General features: G+C 34.7%; 23 protein-coding genes. 16 read left to right on the top strand and 7 right to left on the bottom strand.

The annotated features are described in order from the left end of the window. Window positions 1-61 precede the first annotated feature (61 nt). The 15 genes from MHB55_RS02825 to MHB55_RS02895 all read left to right on the top strand — a co-directional run bounded on the left by MHB55_RS02825 (window position 62) and on the right by MHB55_RS02895 (window position 9,901). Window positions 62-793, top strand: a complete 732-nt coding sequence (locus MHB55_RS02825) for a hypothetical protein (protein ID WP_340862507.1) — start codon at window positions 62-64, stop codon at window positions 791-793. After that, window positions 790-2,754: an AAA family ATPase gene (locus MHB55_RS02830; RefSeq protein ID WP_340862508.1), complete on the top strand. Its 1,965-nt coding sequence runs from the start codon at window positions 790-792 to the stop codon at window positions 2,752-2,754. Before MHB55_RS02825 ends, MHB55_RS02830 begins: the two co-directional genes overlap by 4 nt. Beyond that, a complete protein-coding gene (locus tag MHB55_RS02835; protein WP_340862509.1) occupies window positions 2,747-3,715 on the top strand; it encodes a recombinase RecT in 969 nt (322 codons plus the stop codon). The genes MHB55_RS02830 and MHB55_RS02835 overlap by 8 nt, the downstream gene beginning before the upstream one ends. Further along, window positions 3,715-4,416: an MBL fold metallo-hydrolase gene (locus MHB55_RS02840; protein WP_340862510.1), complete on the top strand. Its 702-nt coding sequence runs from the start codon at window positions 3,715-3,717 to the stop codon at window positions 4,414-4,416. The genes MHB55_RS02835 and MHB55_RS02840 overlap by 1 nt, the downstream gene beginning before the upstream one ends. Window positions 4,417-4,445: 29 nt before the next feature. After that, entirely contained in the window at window positions 4,446-5,210 is a 765-nt protein-coding gene (locus MHB55_RS02845) for a DnaD domain protein (RefSeq protein WP_340862511.1), read from the top strand. Next, a complete protein-coding gene (locus MHB55_RS02850) occupies window positions 5,107-6,036 on the top strand; it encodes an ATP-binding protein (RefSeq protein ID WP_340862512.1) in 930 nt (309 codons plus the stop codon). The genes MHB55_RS02845 and MHB55_RS02850 overlap by 104 nt, the downstream gene beginning before the upstream one ends. A gap of 12 nt (window positions 6,037-6,048) precedes the next feature. Then, entirely contained in the window at window positions 6,049-6,189 is a 141-nt protein-coding gene (locus MHB55_RS02855; protein WP_340862513.1) for a hypothetical protein, read from the top strand. Continuing rightward, window positions 6,186-6,353 carry a hypothetical protein gene (locus tag MHB55_RS02860; RefSeq protein WP_340862514.1) on the top strand — a complete coding sequence of 56 codons (168 nt, stop codon included), beginning with the start codon at window positions 6,186-6,188 and terminating at the stop codon, window positions 6,351-6,353. Before MHB55_RS02855 ends, MHB55_RS02860 begins: the two co-directional genes overlap by 4 nt. After that, a complete protein-coding gene (locus MHB55_RS02865) occupies window positions 6,350-6,751 on the top strand; it encodes a YopX family protein (protein WP_340862515.1) in 402 nt (133 codons plus the stop codon). The genes MHB55_RS02860 and MHB55_RS02865 overlap by 4 nt, the downstream gene beginning before the upstream one ends. Further along, entirely contained in the window at window positions 6,751-7,017 is a 267-nt protein-coding gene (locus tag MHB55_RS02870) for a hypothetical protein (protein ID WP_340862516.1), read from the top strand. Before MHB55_RS02865 ends, MHB55_RS02870 begins: the two co-directional genes overlap by 1 nt. A gap of 39 nt (window positions 7,018-7,056) precedes the next feature. Further along, on the top strand, window positions 7,057-7,227 hold the full coding sequence (locus MHB55_RS02875; RefSeq protein ID WP_340862517.1) for a hypothetical protein: 171 nt from the start codon (window positions 7,057-7,059) through the stop codon (window positions 7,225-7,227). Further along, a complete protein-coding gene (locus MHB55_RS02880; RefSeq protein WP_340862518.1) occupies window positions 7,224-7,619 on the top strand; it encodes a replication terminator protein in 396 nt (131 codons plus the stop codon). The genes MHB55_RS02875 and MHB55_RS02880 overlap by 4 nt, the downstream gene beginning before the upstream one ends. Before the next feature lie 50 nt (window positions 7,620-7,669). Next, complete coding sequence (locus MHB55_RS02885) at window positions 7,670-8,380, top strand: hypothetical protein (RefSeq protein ID WP_340862519.1); 711 nt, start codon at window positions 7,670-7,672, stop codon at window positions 8,378-8,380. A 46-nt stretch (window positions 8,381-8,426) separates the two neighbouring features. Next, window positions 8,427-8,837, top strand: coding sequence for a RusA family crossover junction endodeoxyribonuclease (locus MHB55_RS02890; RefSeq protein WP_340862520.1), 411 nt, complete (start codon window positions 8,427-8,429; stop codon window positions 8,835-8,837). A 110-nt stretch (window positions 8,838-8,947) separates the two neighbouring features. Then, complete coding sequence (locus tag MHB55_RS02895) at window positions 8,948-9,901, top strand: DNA-methyltransferase (protein WP_340862521.1); 954 nt, start codon at window positions 8,948-8,950, stop codon at window positions 9,899-9,901. 196 nt (window positions 9,902-10,097) lie between these two features. Here the strand turns inward: MHB55_RS02895 and MHB55_RS02900 are convergent, their stop codons facing one another. From MHB55_RS02900 to MHB55_RS02910, 3 genes are all read right to left on the bottom strand, one after another. Further along, a complete protein-coding gene (locus tag MHB55_RS02900; protein ID WP_340862522.1) occupies window positions 10,098-10,784 on the bottom strand; it encodes a hypothetical protein in 687 nt (228 codons plus the stop codon). A 27-nt stretch (window positions 10,785-10,811) separates the two neighbouring features. Beyond that, window positions 10,812-11,330: a hypothetical protein gene (locus MHB55_RS02905; protein ID WP_340862523.1), complete on the bottom strand. Its 519-nt coding sequence runs from the start codon at window positions 11,328-11,330 to the stop codon at window positions 10,812-10,814. A gap of 1,355 nt (window positions 11,331-12,685) precedes the next feature. After that, entirely contained in the window at window positions 12,686-13,108 is a 423-nt protein-coding gene (locus MHB55_RS02910; RefSeq protein ID WP_340862524.1) for a ferritin-like domain-containing protein, read from the bottom strand. 223 nt (window positions 13,109-13,331) lie between these two features. Between MHB55_RS02910 and MHB55_RS02915 the strand changes: the two genes are divergently transcribed. Next, window positions 13,332-13,580: a hypothetical protein gene (locus MHB55_RS02915; RefSeq protein WP_340862525.1), complete on the top strand. Its 249-nt coding sequence runs from the start codon at window positions 13,332-13,334 to the stop codon at window positions 13,578-13,580. Between the two features lie 56 nt (window positions 13,581-13,636). Here MHB55_RS02915 and MHB55_RS02920 read toward each other — a convergent pair whose 3' ends face one another. The 4 genes from MHB55_RS02920 to MHB55_RS02935 form a co-directional block, all read right to left on the bottom strand. Then, window positions 13,637-14,335 carry a DUF421 domain-containing protein gene (locus MHB55_RS02920; RefSeq protein WP_340862526.1) on the bottom strand — a complete coding sequence of 233 codons (699 nt, stop codon included), beginning with the start codon at window positions 14,333-14,335 and terminating at the stop codon, window positions 13,637-13,639. Between the two features lie 230 nt (window positions 14,336-14,565). Further along, complete coding sequence (locus tag MHB55_RS02925; protein WP_340862527.1) at window positions 14,566-14,790, bottom strand: hypothetical protein; 225 nt, start codon at window positions 14,788-14,790, stop codon at window positions 14,566-14,568. Window positions 14,791-14,857: 67 nt separating this feature from the next. Beyond that, complete coding sequence (locus MHB55_RS02930) at window positions 14,858-15,250, bottom strand: DUF1259 domain-containing protein (protein WP_340862528.1); 393 nt, start codon at window positions 15,248-15,250, stop codon at window positions 14,858-14,860. Between the two features lie 68 nt (window positions 15,251-15,318). Next, complete coding sequence (locus MHB55_RS02935; protein WP_340862529.1) at window positions 15,319-15,591, bottom strand: hypothetical protein; 273 nt, start codon at window positions 15,589-15,591, stop codon at window positions 15,319-15,321. Window positions 15,592-15,739 lie beyond the last annotated feature (148 nt).

Here is a 15,739-nt window from a genome sequence, read left to right on the forward strand (position 1 = left end):
TGCTATAAATATACAACTTCATTTTAGTACAGGACCTCTAAAAAAACAAGGAGGTAATAATATGAACATTAATAATGGAATGGATAATAAGTTTCGCACTGAGGTGTCAGATCTCATGACAAAAACCATTGTGGAAGTATACGAAACGGGTTTCAAAAAAGGATACGAAGCTGGGAAGTTAGTTGGTGTAGTGGATAGTGTGGCAGAAATCAATAATAAATGGTTAGCCGAACGAAAAACAAAAACACCTAACCAACAACGTGCTGAATTGATTGAGAAGGCTAAAAAGTTTATAGAGGAATGTAAAAAAGATAGCACTTGGGGTGGTCGAGTATATTTTGTCCCAATGGCCAACGGTGGTCAATGGATTTGTGATGTGAGGTTTGAAGTTAATGCAAGCAAACGAACAATAGTAGCGCTACTATTTTGGAAACCTCGTCATTATAAAAAAGGTGTATTGAAAGCTAAAGGAATCGCTAAATGTATGCCTGGCGATGTATTCAACGAACACATCGGACAAGCTATCGCACTAGCAAAAGCATTACAGATTGATATTCCAGTAGAGTTTTTGAAGGCTGTTCAACCGAGTGAGATTGTAATTGGGATGACAGTTAAAAATGAAAAAGATTTTCCACAAGCTATAGATGGACCAATTAGCAAAGGTGAAATATTTAAAGTCGTTAAAGATGAAAGACCGCCGTCAAAAGGTGAATGCCAAACGAATTCTGTAATTGCTCACTCTGCAACAATCATTGACGACACAAACGCACAATACGAGGTGACTGTTTTATGAAGAACATAAAGCTACTATCGATGAACCTTGAAAACTTCAAGGGAGTTAAGAAATTTTCACTTGTAACAAATGGTCAAAGCGTACGTGTATTTGGTGACAATGCTACTGGGAAAACAACTATTCTGGACGGTTTTCTATGGTTGTTATTCGATAAGGATTCCCAGAATAAAAAGGACTTTGCAATTAAATCCTTAGAAGTAACGGGCCACGAAGTGCATAACCTAAATCATGTTGTAGAAGCAACATTTGATATTGATGGTACAGAAGTGATCTTGAAAAAAGTGTACTTTGAGGACTGGGTACAGAAGCGTGGTTCAGCAAATAAGGAATTCAGTGGGCATAAAACAAAGTACTATATCGATGAAGTTCCTAAAAAGAAAAAGGAGTTCGTTGATTTTGTTGTAGAACTTGTGGAAGAAGAATTATTCAAGTTGATCACTAGTCCAATATTCTTTAATGAACAAATCAAGTGGCAGGAGCGAAGAAAGCTACTTATAGATATTTGTGGTGATATCACAGACGAAGAGGTATTTGCTTCAGATAATCAACTGAAAGGCCTAGAACTTATTTTAAAAGGTCGTTCACTTGAGGATCATCGGAAAGTAATAGGTGAGCGAAGAAAAGTAATCAATGACGACTTAAAAATGATTCCTGTCCGTATCGATGAAATCAACAAATCGATTCCAGAAGAAAGTATTGATTTAGGAAGTATACGTACGGAGTTAAAGCAATTAGAAGAAAAGATTGATTCCAACAAAACTTTAATAAGCAATATACAAAATGGACAAGCTCTTCAATCGAAAGAGCTGGAGCTTAAGAAGGTAGAAAATGATTTAGAGACAGTTAAACGTGCATTTGAATCAGATTCTAAAGACAAGCTTTATCAGTTACAAGCAAAGCTCCAAGAAGAACAGAGCAATCTGAGAATTACTGAAATGAAAATGGAAGAGCAAAAACGTTCCGTCGATTATGCCAACAATAACGTTAAGAACATTGATTCTGATTTATCCAAGTTACGTGATGATTGGTCAGAAATTAATAATTCCGAGCTTCAGCATATAGATGAATGTGTTTGCCCAACGTGTAAGCAAGACTTACCAGTCGAACAAGTAGAGGATGCTCGTCAAAAAGCTATGGAAGCATTCAAGTTAAATAAATCTAATCGATTAGCTGAAATCGATAATAAGGGCAAAGCAATGGTTCAGAAGAAAGAAAAGATACTGGAAGAGGTCCAAGGTTATGAATCCAGTATCAAAAAATCTGAGGATATTCGTTTAGGAAAAGAAAAAGTAATAGAGAAACTTACAGGTGAAATAGAAATACTAAGGGATGGCTTAAAAGACGTTTCTGAATCACCTGAATACATTAAATTTATGAACCTAAGACAAGCTTTAGAACAGGATATTGCAACTATTAAAAATCAATCTGCCCAAGCAATTCAAGATATCAAAGATGCCAACACTAAGTTGGAATCTAAGAAACGTGAACTGAATGCTGAAATAGCCAAGTACGCTAACATCGATGGACTTAAAGTGCGTATTAAAGAGTATGAAGATCAAGAAGAAGCACTCACGAAAGAGTTCCAAAAACTAGAACACCAAATGTTCTTAACAGAAGAATTTATTCGAAGAAAAGTAGAGCTGCTTACTGAGAAAATTAACTCTAAGTTCAAGTTGGCACGCTTCAAAATGTTCGAGAATCAGATTAACGGTGGACTTCAAGAGGTTTGTGAAACGACTTATAACGGAGTACCTTATAGCTCTTTAAACAATGCCATGCGGATTAATGTTGGTTTGGATATTATCGAAACTCTTTCTCGTCATTACGGAATCATAGCTCCTATATTTGTAGACAATGCAGAGGCTGTTACTAAGCTCAATGCGATAGATGCACAGATTATTAGTTTGGTAGTTTCAGAGGAAGATAAAAAGTTGAGAGTGGAGGATATAAACAATGACTAATCAAAACCAACTAACAAACCAGGATACAAGTATCCAAGCAACACAATCAGAACGATTTCTAAAAAACGTTGAAACACAATTTGCTGCAGAAGCTGGAGCTCCAATGGCTTTTACAGACTATGAAAGAACTCTTGCTCAACACTTATTTTTGAAAGTGGATAACGTTCTAAAAGATCTTGAAACAAAACGATTGAGTGCTGATAAACCATATGGAACTGCTTATGAGTGGAAGAACGTTAACATGCGAAAAATGGCATTAGATTCTGTGCACAGAGTTAAATTGGGGTTAGATGCTTTAATCCCAAATCATGTACATCCTGTCCCTTACTTTAATAAACGTGAGGGTAAGTATGATATCGATCTAAGAGTTGGTTATGTGGGTGAAGCTTATTACAAAATACAAAACGCTGTTGATGAGCCAATAGACGTTATTTACGAATTGGTTTATGACACTGACGAATTTATACCAATTAAGAAATCACATAAAAATAAGATTGAATCTTATGAGTTTACTATAAAAAATCCATTTAGTCGTGGAAAAATAATTGGTGGATTTGGATATATCGTTTATGAAAACGAGATAAAAAATGAATTAGTAATGGTTACAGAAGAAGATTTTTTGAAGTCTAGGAAAGCTGCACAAAGTAAAACTTTTTGGGATGGACATCCAACTGAGATGCGTTTTAAAACGCTTGTTCATCGAGTGACAAGTAAGTTGAAAATAGATCCTAAAAAAGTGAATGCTGCATCTTATGCCTATGTAGAAAATCAAAATCAAGAAGATTCAATCAGAAGAGAAATTAATGAAAATGCAAACTCTGAAATCTTAGATATTGAAGGTGGAGAGGTTGAAGATATCATGCAAATTGATGTAGATGAAGAAACTGGGGAAGTTATAGAAGGACAAGCCACAGAAATTATTGAAGAACCAACGACTCAAGATAATGGACCTGGTTGGTAATGATTGAAATTCAAACCTTAGCAACAGGAAGCAAAGGTAACTGCTACTACGTGACGGATGGGACAACCCCCATCCTCATAGAGTGCGGTATTTCCTTCAAGCAGATTCAACGAAAGCTTAACTTTTCTACTACAGACATTGCCGCTTGCCTGGTAACACACGAACACAAAGATCATTGCGGAGGGTTAATAGGTGTTTTAAATGCAGGGATTCGTTGCTATATGAGTCCAGGAACTAAAGAAGCTATTGGTATGAACCATCACCGTATAAAGACAGTAGGAAATAAAAAACAATTCAGTATAGGAACATGGACGATATTGCCTTTTGACGTACAACATGACGTATCTGAACCATTTGGTTTTCTTCTAGTAAATAAAGCTGGAGAAAAGCTCCTATTCGCTACAGATACGTATTACATCAAGTATCGTTTTCAAGGTATTACCCATCTAATGGTGGAGTGCAACTACTGTCAATCCGTATTAGATGCAAATGTAGAGACTGGCCGTATACATCCATCGATGAAAAAGCGTGTAATGAAGTCGCATTTCAGTTTAGAGAATGTACTCGAATTTTTAAAAGCTAACGATCTATCAAAACTACAAGAAATTTGGTTGCTGCATCTATCTGATAGCAATAGTGATGAATTTTTAATAAGACAAGAAGTAGCGAAAGCCACTGGTAAATTGATTCATATTCCATGAAGGTTAGACAAAAAAGAAGGTGTTTGAAATTGGAAGGGTGGATTAAATTACATCGTGAGTTACTAGAGAAACCGATTTGGGAAGGGTCTACTCCAGAACAAAAGGTGATATTAATCACCCTTCTCACGATGGCAAATCACAAAGAAAAGGAATGGGAATTTAAAGGTGAGAAATACAAAGCTTTACCTGGTCAATTTGTTACAAGCTTGGAGTCAATCGTCAAAAAAGCAGGGAATGGGATCTCAATTAAGAATGTCAGAACTGCTTTAAATCGTTTCGAAAAATTTGGTTTTCTGGCAAACCAATCGACAAACAAAAATAGGCTCATAACCATTGTCAATTGGGAACTTTATCAAGCTTTAAGTGATACTACTGGCAAGCAAAACGGCAAGCAACTGGCAAGCAACGGGCAGGCAACCGGCAAGCAACTGGCAACTAACAAGAATGTAAGAATGATAGAAGGTAATAAAGAAGATGATAAAGGGCCTTCAAACCCATTTCAATTTTATGAACAAGAAGGTTTTGGAACCATTAGTTCATTCATTGCAGATCAACTAGGTGGATTGATTGATGACTTCGGTGAAGAAAAAGTAATTCAAGCAATGAAAGAAACTAGGTTAAACGGTTCTAACAGCTTGAACTATACCAGAAAGATATTAACCAACCCCAAACGTGTAAGAGGTGAAAACAATGCAACCGATAAGCCAAGTACTCCAGGAGATGATGAAATCCAATCCCGAATTAGCGCAGCGAATGAAAGACGCAAAAAGCTCGCTGGAATCAGATCCGATTGAGGTACTCACTAAGCCTTCTGAGAAATGTCCTTATCGTAAATGTGATGGAACAGGATGGATATGGACTAAAGATTGGTCTCGTCAGAATAAGAAGGATGAGATTGACGAGGACGGAAATTTAAAACGTGCTGAATGGATGGAAAAGTGTCAGTGTCACGAGCAACGATTAAAACAATCAGAGATTGATAAAAAACTGGATCTAGCTGGTATTCCTATGATTTTCAAGGACGCCACCGTTAATTCTTTTGATGTCAATTTGTATAAGGATAACGAAAGCATAGAGACTGCTGCAATAGCTAAAAAAGCTGCAGGAAACTTCGTAGCTAATTATGAAACCTTAAAAAACAACGGCAAAGGGTTATATCTATTCAGTACTACAAAAGGGTCTGGCAAAACAAGACTAGTCTCTAGTATTGCTAATGCCCTAATGAAAGTACATTCAGTTGATCTTGCTTTTATAAAGGCAAACGATCTTCTCACTCAGATAAAAAAGACATTTGGTGACAATACAACCTCAGAGAGTGAAATCATCAAAAGTTTAAGAGAAGTGGAAGTACTTGTCATTGATGATTTAGCTGTTGAAAAAAAGAGTGAATTTGCTGAAAGGGTATTTTACGACATAACAGATTACCGATTGGAACATAAAAAGGTCACTCTATTCACATCCAACAAGACCATTGATAACTTAGATCAAATCTATAAAGAAGGTCGAGTAAAAAGCAGAGTGAAAAAAATGTGCCTTGAAATATACATGCCTGAAGAATCCATTAGGGATGAAGAAGCTGAGAAAGAAAATGAAGAGTATGAACGGCTCTTATTTGAATAGGAGGACGGTGTAATGGCTAACTGGATACCAGGACAAGGGTTTTCCCTAGTCCAACCCTCAGAGCCTTATAACAAAGAAAAATGTGATCGTGAAATGGAACTACTTGAAACTAAATTAAGAAAAGCTGAAAAGCGGATGGAGGCAGCTAAATGATTGGACAAACTGTAAAGCCTTCCTTGGAAACGAGAAGACAGATGCTTATAGATGATCTGCAACGCGTTAAAATCCACGAAGGTCCAAAAGGTGAGCAACTGCAGAAGATGGACTATTACTCTCTTAGAAGTCTGCTAGCTAGAAGAATGGCGGTGGAGTCGTGAGAGAGGCAAAATATAGAGGTTTTTCAAAAGACGATGGTAATTGGCATTTTGGACATGGGCATTTTCTTATTAAACATTGCGAAGATAGTGGTTTAGAGGATTACTCAGTCTTACACACTGATGGTTCACCAAAGTATGTAGTACCAGAATCCGTTGGAGAATACACAGGTTTAAAGGATAAAAATGGTCTAGAGATTTATGAGGGGGATATCTTAGCCATTGAAGATGATAAATTTGTTTGGTCAGTCGAATATGATTTATGTTGTTTTGTTGCAAATGGCGGAGAATACAATCAAAAAGAAGAATTGATTGAGTTTTACGACTGGAAAGAAGAATCACTTGATGTTGTTATCATCGGCAACATATACGAACATCCAGACTTACTGGAGGCAAACTAATGAGTTGGACAAGTGAAGTATATAAAAACACTGCCTCTAAGCCAATGGATATTGTTTCAGAAAACGCTCGAATTATCAATGTTATCTCTTCTAGTGACCAGAGCTTGAAGGATCCAAACGAAATAGCATTTGTTGTTTCAAGAACTCGTGAGTTTGAAGATTATAAAAAGGTGTTTAGGCAGTATAAGCGGTCAACCAATCCTGATTTAACATTAACCTCGTATAGCGAAAGCTTATTGGAATCTTGCTTCCGGGGGTGGAACTGATGATACCAGCTGATACTGGCTATTAGGATGTGATCCACATTGCTAATCACAACTATGTACAAGGCCGTGGACCGCCAAGTGATGACAGTTAGTGGACATTTAAACAAACAAGAGATTAGTAGTTTTAAAGCGGAGGGTTGGCGATTAGAACAACCGCAAGTCAATAAAACAGGAATACCAGTACAAACCCATAGGAGGAAACATACATGAATAAAATCATCGACTTAAATACATTTGCAAATGGTGCATTAGCTGAAAAGGTAAATATCGAGTTGCAGAAAGCTCTTGATAACATTGCTGATCCAAACACAGACCATAAGAAAGCTAGAAAGGTAACGGTTAGTATCACCCTTAAAGCTAATGAGAAACGTAACCTTGCTAATGTGGTGGTTGATACGAAGTCTACCCTTGTACCAGCTGTTGGAGTAGAAACAGAGTTAATCATCGATTACACAGGTGATGGTAAAGTAACCGGTGCTGAATTAAAGTCAGGCATTCCAGGACAATCATTTATGAGTGACAATGGAGAGATTTTGGACGACAAAGGGAAACCACTTCCAGCAGAAGAGCCTATCAACAAAAAAGTAGTTCAATTCAAATAAATTCTAGCAATCTATCAAACAAAAACTAAAAACCGAAAAGAGGAAATCACATGTTAAAAGAATTCGTATCGTACCTATTAGAGTTAAAACGCCCTGAAACAATTGAAGCTGCTGGAAAGGTTTATTCCACTAACCAACTTTACCGTTTGGATAAGGAACAAGAGGTTACTGCAATTAATGTTCGTAGCTTATCTGGACTAGTGGATTATGTGAAGTCGAACTTTGACCATGAGCGCACATTGATGATTCATGTAGAGTCTCCAACTAAAGTAAATGTTTTTGATGCTCTGAACGATATAAATGATCGTCGTACTTATGTTAGAGCTGGAGCGTTATTACCGAGTATCACATTTGAGCGTTTTATCGATCGTGAAGAATTCCAAATCATGCTGCAGGCTTGTTTTGTAGGTAACCAAGATAAAGAACAGGTTCTTAAGGTGGTTAGTTCCATCATTGAAGAAAATTCAGTTCAGACACAAGACGATGGAGTTACACAACGAGTTACAGCTAAAACAGGGGTAGCTACTGTAGGAAATGTAAACGTACCTAATCCAGTCACTTTAAAGCCATTCAGAACATTTGCAGAGGTACCACAACCAGAGTCAGAATTTGTACTTCGCCTTAAAGATGGTGGTCGGGTTGGATTGTTCGAGGCTGATGGTGGTGCTTGGGAGCTTAATGCCATGGCAAACATTGCAGAGTATTTAAGTAATGAACTATCAGAAGAAATTGAATCAAAAAAGGTTTATATCATCGACTAACTAGAGAGGGGCCAAGTGCCCCTTTAAATTTCAAAGGAGTGTAAGAATGAACATATTATTCGAAATACCAGGCAACATCCAACCACAAGAACGTCCTAAATTCTCAACATTCGGTGGTCACGTCAGAGCAATAGATCCTATCAAATCAAGAGACTTTAAACAATTTGTAAAAATGGTTGCTGCAAATCATGCACCAGCTTCACTAATAGAAACGGAAATTCGATTGTATGTAGATATATACAGACCTATCCCAAAATCGTTAAGCAAGAAAAAAAGGGCTGAAGCAATAGCTGGGCAACTAAGGCCAACTAAGAAACCTGATCTGGATAATTTGGTGAAGGGTATTAAGGATGGGATGAGTAAAGTAATTTGGCATGATGATGCTCAAATAGTAGAAATGAATGTTCGTAAGTTTTATTCAGAGAATCCAAGGGCAGTAGTGAAAGTTTATTGGTGATTAAAGAGTTATCAACATCTTTGCCACAGGTGTGGATAAATGTTTGAAAATTTAAAAAATAGTAACGTTATGACGCACTAGAATAATAAAGCGAATTAAGGAGTGAGACGATGGAACTTAATAAAATCTATCAAGGCCATTGTCTTGATGTATTAGAAACACTTCAAGACCAGAGTATAAATACTGTAATTACGAGCCCACCATATTGGGGGTTAAGGGATTACGGAGTTGAAGGTCAAATTGGTTTAGAAAGTTCTGTTGATGAATATGTAATGGAGTTAGTCAAAGTTTTTCGAGAGGTTAAGAGAGTGCTGAGGGACGACGGCACAATTTGGTTAAATCTCGGAGATGCATATGCAGGAAGTGGCAAAGGCAGAAATGCTGATGGTAAAGGTAATCCGGGAAATAATCATATGCAAAGCAAAGGTCAATTTAAAGGAATTGTTAAATTACCTAAGATTGTAGATGGTTTGAAGCCTAAAGATTTAATTGGTTTACCTTGGAGAGTTGCTTTTGCACTTCAAAAGGATGGATGGTATTTAAGGCAAGATATTATTTGGAACAAACCTAATGCTATGCCTGAGAGTGTAACTGATAGGCCGACCAAATCTCATGAATATATCTTTCTGTTATCCAAATCACCTAAGTATTTTTACAATCATGAAATCATAAAAGAACAAGCGGTTTATGGGACACAGGATGTGAGAGGATCTCGAGCAACATTTGGTCAACCACAAAAGCAAAGAAGAGAAGATAAGGGTCGAGGTTCATTCAACGGGAAGTATGGAAACGATGCTTTCCGAGCTATACGTGATAAAAGAAACAAACGATCAGTATGGACAGTTTCCACTAAACCATTGAAAGAAGCTCATTTTGCAACTTTTCCAGAAGAATTAATTGAGCCATGTGTATTAGCTGGTAGCCCTATCAATGGAATTGTTTTGGATCCATTCTTCGGTTCTGGAACAACAGGTTTAGTTTCTCTTAAACATGGCCGTAATTTCGTTGGAGTTGAGCTTAATCCTGACTATGATGTGCAGCTGGAATTGATTCATGAAATGTAATACGACAAATTACGTAGATTTTACCTCACAGTCGAAATAAAGAGTGTAATAAAAGAAGAGATTTATTTGGAGCATTGGTCAGATACTTATCCTCATAAAGTATGGACTAATATTATGGTTATTGATAATAAAATAATAGATTCTAGCTAAACCAAAAAGAGTCTTCTTCTGGATTTTTGCAGACTCTTTTTTGAAATTAAAACTTAATATGGACATATAAAACTAGATTAGTTTCAGTATCAACCATTAAATATAATCCTTTAGTTTTCCTATGATTACTAAAATATCTAATTGCTAACGAGTTCTTTAATTCATCATTTACTAACCAATTTTTTGGATAAATAAGAATGTCTTCTTTTCCAGAAGAAATTGCACAAAGACATTCGTAAATTGTATCGAATTCAATATTTTCATATGAATCAATAAAAGAAAAATCAACCTGATAAAGCATTTTACTTTTTACTTGATAAGGGTGTAACTGTTTATAGTTACCTTCCCTCATAAAAACATCATTAATAATAGGGTTAATCTCTATCTCACTACAATGTTTCAACGAACTTTCAAGAGGTTGACTTAACATTATCTCTGTAACTTTTTCGTCCTCTTGTATTAATTCTATTGATTTGAAGTGCAGAGCAACTTCTTGGATTATTAGTGCAAAGACATCATTATTAGGAATATTTATGTGTATAAGAATGTCAGTTGTTGATGTCTCTAATTGTTTTTTATAGGATATTAAAAAGTATTGTGTTAAAGAAGTAAACTTAGGAAAAATATTATCTGGATTATTAAAAATAGAAACTTGAAAATTCATGGAATTATTATCTTTGACACTTTCAGAAAACATTATTTTATCTTCAGATACTTTCTTTAGCCATTTCATTTTAATCCTCCATATATAAACATGAATTTAATTCACTTCAAAATTTGCCCAATCATAACCAATAGGCACGAAAGTACCGTTTGTTAATAGAATAAATGTACCACCTAATCTAGCACGATATTCGCCTTTAGGTAAATCAAAAGTTTTTGTGTTTCTTAATGTACTTATATTAGCAGATTCACTTATCTTATAGTTATAACTATAAGAGTCATAAGCTTTCCACCCACCATTTAACCACCCATGATTTTTCTGAATATCAATTGTTACGCCGTTGTATACAAAGTAATCACCTGTTACTTTAATATTCCAGTTACAATCTGTTCTTCCACCATAGGGCATACAAGCAATAAAACCGTTTTCGATTTTAAATTTTAATGGAGAAATTTCTTCATCATTTGATTTTTCCGGTCCATATTGTGTTTGAGCGCCATTTGATTCTTCATTTGAAACAGAATCATTAGATGTTGCTAAAACATTCGTGTTTAAACTGAATACCAACAAAAATAATGTGAAAATTGGAATGCATAGTAATAATTTTTTTACCATATCTTATTTCCTCCTACTATATAGTTTACCAAATAATTAATTTCAGATATAAAAAATGTAATCCAGAAAACACTTTTATATCTAAAATATTCCATTTGGTAATCAAATAATACCATATTATTTTAAATATTTGTATAATTATAAAGAAAATTATCTATTTTTGTAATATTAAGAAGTTAAAATAGGGATTAGTGTTCTTTGTAGAATCAAAGGTTGATATATATAAAACCTTTATCGGAAATAACTGCATAGTTCGTAGAAAGTACGTCGCAATACAAAAAGGATCTTCATAAGAAGATCCTGAGACCAACTGGACATTAAAACGGAGGTTAAAACAGACACACATCCCAGCGGTTTTATAGTATATGTAATTTCTAGCTAGGTGTGCGTACTAAGCAAAATAAAAGGACCCCACTGGAATAAGGTCCTTTTGTTAACTAAGGAGTAAGGAAAGAAGATCTAATCAGTATCTCTGATCTCTTATAGCATATGTATTGGAGGAATTATGTTAAAGGCGTTTGACAGGTATACAAAAAATAAGAGCCTAGATCGGCATAATCAACAGGCTTCCTAGGACTGCTTTTCGGCTCTAGTAATATGGTAGACAAAGATGAATTATTTTATACAGTTTTTTGGATGAAACAAAAGGTGAAGTAGAGAAAATCATTTGAAGATGATTTATCGAACGTATTCAGATACAGAAGTAGAACAACTAGCACGAATGTAGAGTGAACTCATTGTGGAATTGAATGACTCGAAGGCATTTGGATGCTAATTAATATTTCATTCGACAAAAAACGACATACAAAAATTGTAAAAGAAGATGCTCTGCAAGAATAACTTACCCAAAGCTAAATCTATAATTGGAGCTGCATTATTGAAATTATAAAGGTCATGGACAACGGGATTATGGCAATTTGTAGGAAATATGAAAAAAAGACCTTCTCATGAAGGCCAATAGAACAGCTGGCAAAAGAAATGGAGGGTATAATCAGCAATCATCCCAGCTGTAACTATAGTTTATACAAATAGAAAGCGATTATGTATTTGATCTTTAGCCAAAATAAAAAGGACCCTTGGATAATAGGTCCTTTTATTAACCGAGAGGCAAAGAAGGGATGACTACTTTACATCTCAGTTGTCCTTTAGCATATGCACACGGCGAAAATAAATGAAAAGTAGGTTTGCAAAATATTAGAGTCAATATATGCAAAATAAACAGGCTTCTTAGGACTGTTATTCACCTTTGGTCACCTTCTAGACAAGGAAAAATGATTTTATATAGTTTTCGTAGTTGAAATTAATTGTGAAGTAGCAAAAGCCGAAATAATCGTCGGCTATATACTTTACAATTACTAATTGTTCATGAAATACAAAAACCAAACCGCATGATTTTGTTCATCAGCTGAGGCACGTGTAAAAGCGTCTCTAACAACTTGATTATTGGTATTTCTAGCGATATCATGATAAAAATCAACGGTTTCCTGTTCATCTATGAATGCAGCGAGTATTCCGCTTCTATAATCGGCAGGACATTGTCTATTGATTTTAGGAGAAGGTTCCTTTCCGGTTAGAGAAATATACAGATACCAAAAGGTTTCGTAGTGTCTAATTTCATCATTTCTTATTTCAAGAATACGTTGTTTAATATCAGCATTTGGAGCCTGGTCTGCTAATAACTCATAGCATGAAATTGCTGTGAACTCACCATCAATCGCTTTCAAAATGTCACTTAATACTTCTGAATTCGTAGAAGTCTGAATGGAATTTTGATTCACTCTTTTTTCACCTCCAATTTTAATATATGGGTAAACATAATTTTATGGACCTTGTCTCAGAGAAATTGTTTTAAATATGAATACTACAATATTTGTGGCTATTAAGATTTGAAAAAACGGTGTCAATGAATAGAATTGAACAAAATACTTTTGTCAAAAATAACAAAAATTCTCAAGTTGTCATATTCTAAGCAAAAGACAATTAAAGGATGATTGACAGTACATGCAATCCAAAAACAACGAAAAATTTATTGAGCAACCAAACTTAGGGTTAACATTAGGGTTTTTGGGATCCGTATTTGAAACATTGGGCCTTCTTATTGGAACTATAGGGGAAGGAGTTATACTACAGGAAATGGTAGAGGAAGAACAAGTTGAAAAGAAAATTAGAAGTGATCAAAAAAACCAACTTTCCCAAATAGAAAAAAAGTTAGACTATGTCATTAAGGAGCTTGAGCTATTAAAAAGATGATCCAATAATAAAGGGTCATCTTTTTCCTTTAAATTTAATTGTTTATTGAGGAATTATTATAAATCATTATCCTTTAAATTTATTGAAAGTGAACCATTTGTCTGTAATTGTGCAAAATAAACATCTTTAATCGATTGAACACCATGTTTATTTAATTTTTTCAATATCCATTCTTCATTTAAATTAAGCTCTTTTAGATTTTTATATAAAATTTTACCATCTGATATGATTTCTGTTGGCATATAAGTTGGTAAAGAAACGTCAGCTTTGACATTTTGTTTCGTTGCGTTTTGTTCAGAAGGCTTTTTGAAAACACTGAGTTCTCCGTTTGTTTCTAATACTGCGAATAGAACGTCATCTATGGAAAAAATCGATTGTTCTCTTAATAGCATCATTACATCGTCCATATTCAACCGTGTAGATTTTAATGATTTCAAAGATATTTTTCCATCTTTAATAATAATAGTCGGCTCGTCATCCAATAATAAACGAATTTTAGGAGAAATTTGAGAAAGATACGTCATTAGGATTGTAAGTGCAGCCCAGCATACTAGTGATATTAATCCATCAACAAATGGAGTTTCTTTTTGTGCAGCTATTTCTGCAGCAATTGACCCGATAGTTATTCCTGTAATGTAATGAAAGAAAGTGAGCTGACTTATCTGCTTCTTCCCCATAACCCGTGCTAAAATAAGCAAAATCAAAAATGAAATGGTTGTTCTCCAGATCATGTCCCAAAAATTTATGTCATTCATATAAATCGATGCCCCTTTATAGATAAATATCTTTAATTATTGTGGCTCATTAGCATCGAACTATTCTTATTAATGATTCTTTAAAAATTGATTATCAAAATTAGCATTCTGAGTCTAGCTTCATTTTATGCTAAAAGTATGTTAATAGATTAATTGCAAAGTATTATATGTTGAATACTATAAAAGGACCTTCATATGAAGGTCCTTAAAGATTAAATAATTTTTAAAATTTATTTTCTGTTAGCTTTTATTCTTTCAACTTCAGACATAATATTATTAATCTGTTGTTGCATTTTTTCTCTTTTTATTTTGCTTTGTTGCTTTTCTTCCATTATTACTTCCGCATCTGATTTAATTGATTCAGATATTTTAATTATTTCCTCACCCATATTGGCGAGCTCCTTCAATAATGATTCGAGAGTTCGATTTGATTCGTTTGGATTAAAATTGTTCAAATACTGTCCTCCTACAATGATATTATTACAACGAATAAATTGTTCTTTTGAATTGGTTTCATTTTATTCATTGACTTATAAGTCTAAAGGAATCTGAAAACTTTTTAGCAAATGACAAAGGTGGTTCTACAGATTGGAAATGTACGTATAGGACGGTTGGATTTGTGAAAATCCAGTGATTATGAATAGCGCTAACAATTAGATTGTTTCTTACTAATGCTTTAAGAAATATCGGTAATTCTTCTTGAAGGACAACCACTTCACCAAGATTGAGAGCATTTCCTTCTGCATCTAATGATTCAAAAGTAATACCAGCTGGGAGGGCACTTCTGCTCGGTCTTCCTTGGATAGTTAACCCAAATGAACGTTCGAGCTCTACTGAACAAATGCCCTGCTTCATGTTCAGTTTGCCATTTACAATCTGAGCGTATTTGCTACAAAGGTTCTGGTAATTTTGCATTTTACACACTCCTTTGTTTATATTTATGAGAAGAGTGTATAAAGTGTTCGAGATTTTAGGTTGAATGATTACTTTTTTCTATATGCCATTAATGAGGCTTTTAGAGCTGAGTAATTACCTATAGCAGCATAGCCATAAAACCAGCCCATAAATAAACCGGCAATAAGATGGTGACGATGGCTGATGAAAACGGAAATAAGAAGTCCTAATAATAAGGCTACAAGGGGAACATATTTGGACTGTGTTCGAAAAACAATCTTGATTATTTGGGTGATAATTATAATCACGGGAATTGCTATTACAGCATCCCAAAAATTTGTATGTATTATTGGAAAATTCATTTCACACCTCGTTTTACTTTTACTTAGACATAGAATTACCAAATAAAAATATTTCATACGATTATTTTTCTTCATCAGCTCAATTCTGATTCATGTAAATTGTAGTTAGTGAAAGTTAAATTGAAAGAATATAAAAAAGCATTATCAA

Source organism: Psychrobacillus sp. FSL K6-1267 (assembly GCF_038003265.1).
Lineage (GTDB): Bacteria > Bacillota > Bacilli > Bacillales_A > Planococcaceae > Psychrobacillus > Psychrobacillus faecigallinarum.

Excerpts from the sequence above, each read along its gene's own strand:
- MHB55_RS02885 (WP_340862519.1), top strand. The coding sequence starts at position 7,670 with ATGTTAAAAGAATTCGTATCGTACCTATTAGAGTTAAAACGCCCTGAA.
- MHB55_RS02920 (WP_340862526.1), bottom strand. The coding sequence starts at position 14,335 with ATGAATGACATAAATTTTTGGGACATGATCTGGAGAACAACCATTTCA.
- MHB55_RS02860 (WP_340862514.1), top strand. The coding sequence starts at position 6,186 with ATGATTGGACAAACTGTAAAGCCTTCCTTGGAAACGAGAAGACAGATG.
- MHB55_RS02855 (WP_340862513.1), top strand. The coding sequence starts at position 6,049 with ATGGCTAACTGGATACCAGGACAAGGGTTTTCCCTAGTCCAACCCTCA.
- MHB55_RS02915 (WP_340862525.1), top strand. The coding sequence starts at position 13,332 with ATGCAATCCAAAAACAACGAAAAATTTATTGAGCAACCAAACTTAGGG.
- MHB55_RS02895 (WP_340862521.1), top strand. The coding sequence starts at position 8,948 with ATGGAACTTAATAAAATCTATCAAGGCCATTGTCTTGATGTATTAGAA.
- MHB55_RS02930 (WP_340862528.1), bottom strand. The coding sequence starts at position 15,250 with ATGCAAAATTACCAGAACCTTTGTAGCAAATACGCTCAGATTGTAAAT.
- MHB55_RS02890 (WP_340862520.1), top strand. The coding sequence starts at position 8,427 with ATGAACATATTATTCGAAATACCAGGCAACATCCAACCACAAGAACGT.
- MHB55_RS02870 (WP_340862516.1), top strand. The coding sequence starts at position 6,751 with ATGAGTTGGACAAGTGAAGTATATAAAAACACTGCCTCTAAGCCAATG.
- MHB55_RS02935 (WP_340862529.1), bottom strand. The coding sequence starts at position 15,591 with ATGAATTTTCCAATAATACATACAAATTTTTGGGATGCTGTAATAGCA.
- MHB55_RS02905 (WP_340862523.1), bottom strand. The coding sequence starts at position 11,330 with ATGGTAAAAAAATTATTACTATGCATTCCAATTTTCACATTATTTTTG.
- MHB55_RS02825 (WP_340862507.1), top strand. The coding sequence starts at position 62 with ATGAACATTAATAATGGAATGGATAATAAGTTTCGCACTGAGGTGTCA.
- MHB55_RS02830 (WP_340862508.1), top strand. The coding sequence starts at position 790 with ATGAAGAACATAAAGCTACTATCGATGAACCTTGAAAACTTCAAGGGA.
- MHB55_RS02840 (WP_340862510.1), top strand. The coding sequence starts at position 3,715 with ATGATTGAAATTCAAACCTTAGCAACAGGAAGCAAAGGTAACTGCTAC.
- MHB55_RS02835 (WP_340862509.1), top strand. The coding sequence starts at position 2,747 with ATGACTAATCAAAACCAACTAACAAACCAGGATACAAGTATCCAAGCA.
- MHB55_RS02880 (WP_340862518.1), top strand. The coding sequence starts at position 7,224 with ATGAATAAAATCATCGACTTAAATACATTTGCAAATGGTGCATTAGCT.
- MHB55_RS02850 (WP_340862512.1), top strand. The coding sequence starts at position 5,107 with ATGCAACCGATAAGCCAAGTACTCCAGGAGATGATGAAATCCAATCCC.
- MHB55_RS02900 (WP_340862522.1), bottom strand. The coding sequence starts at position 10,784 with ATGAAATGGCTAAAGAAAGTATCTGAAGATAAAATAATGTTTTCTGAA.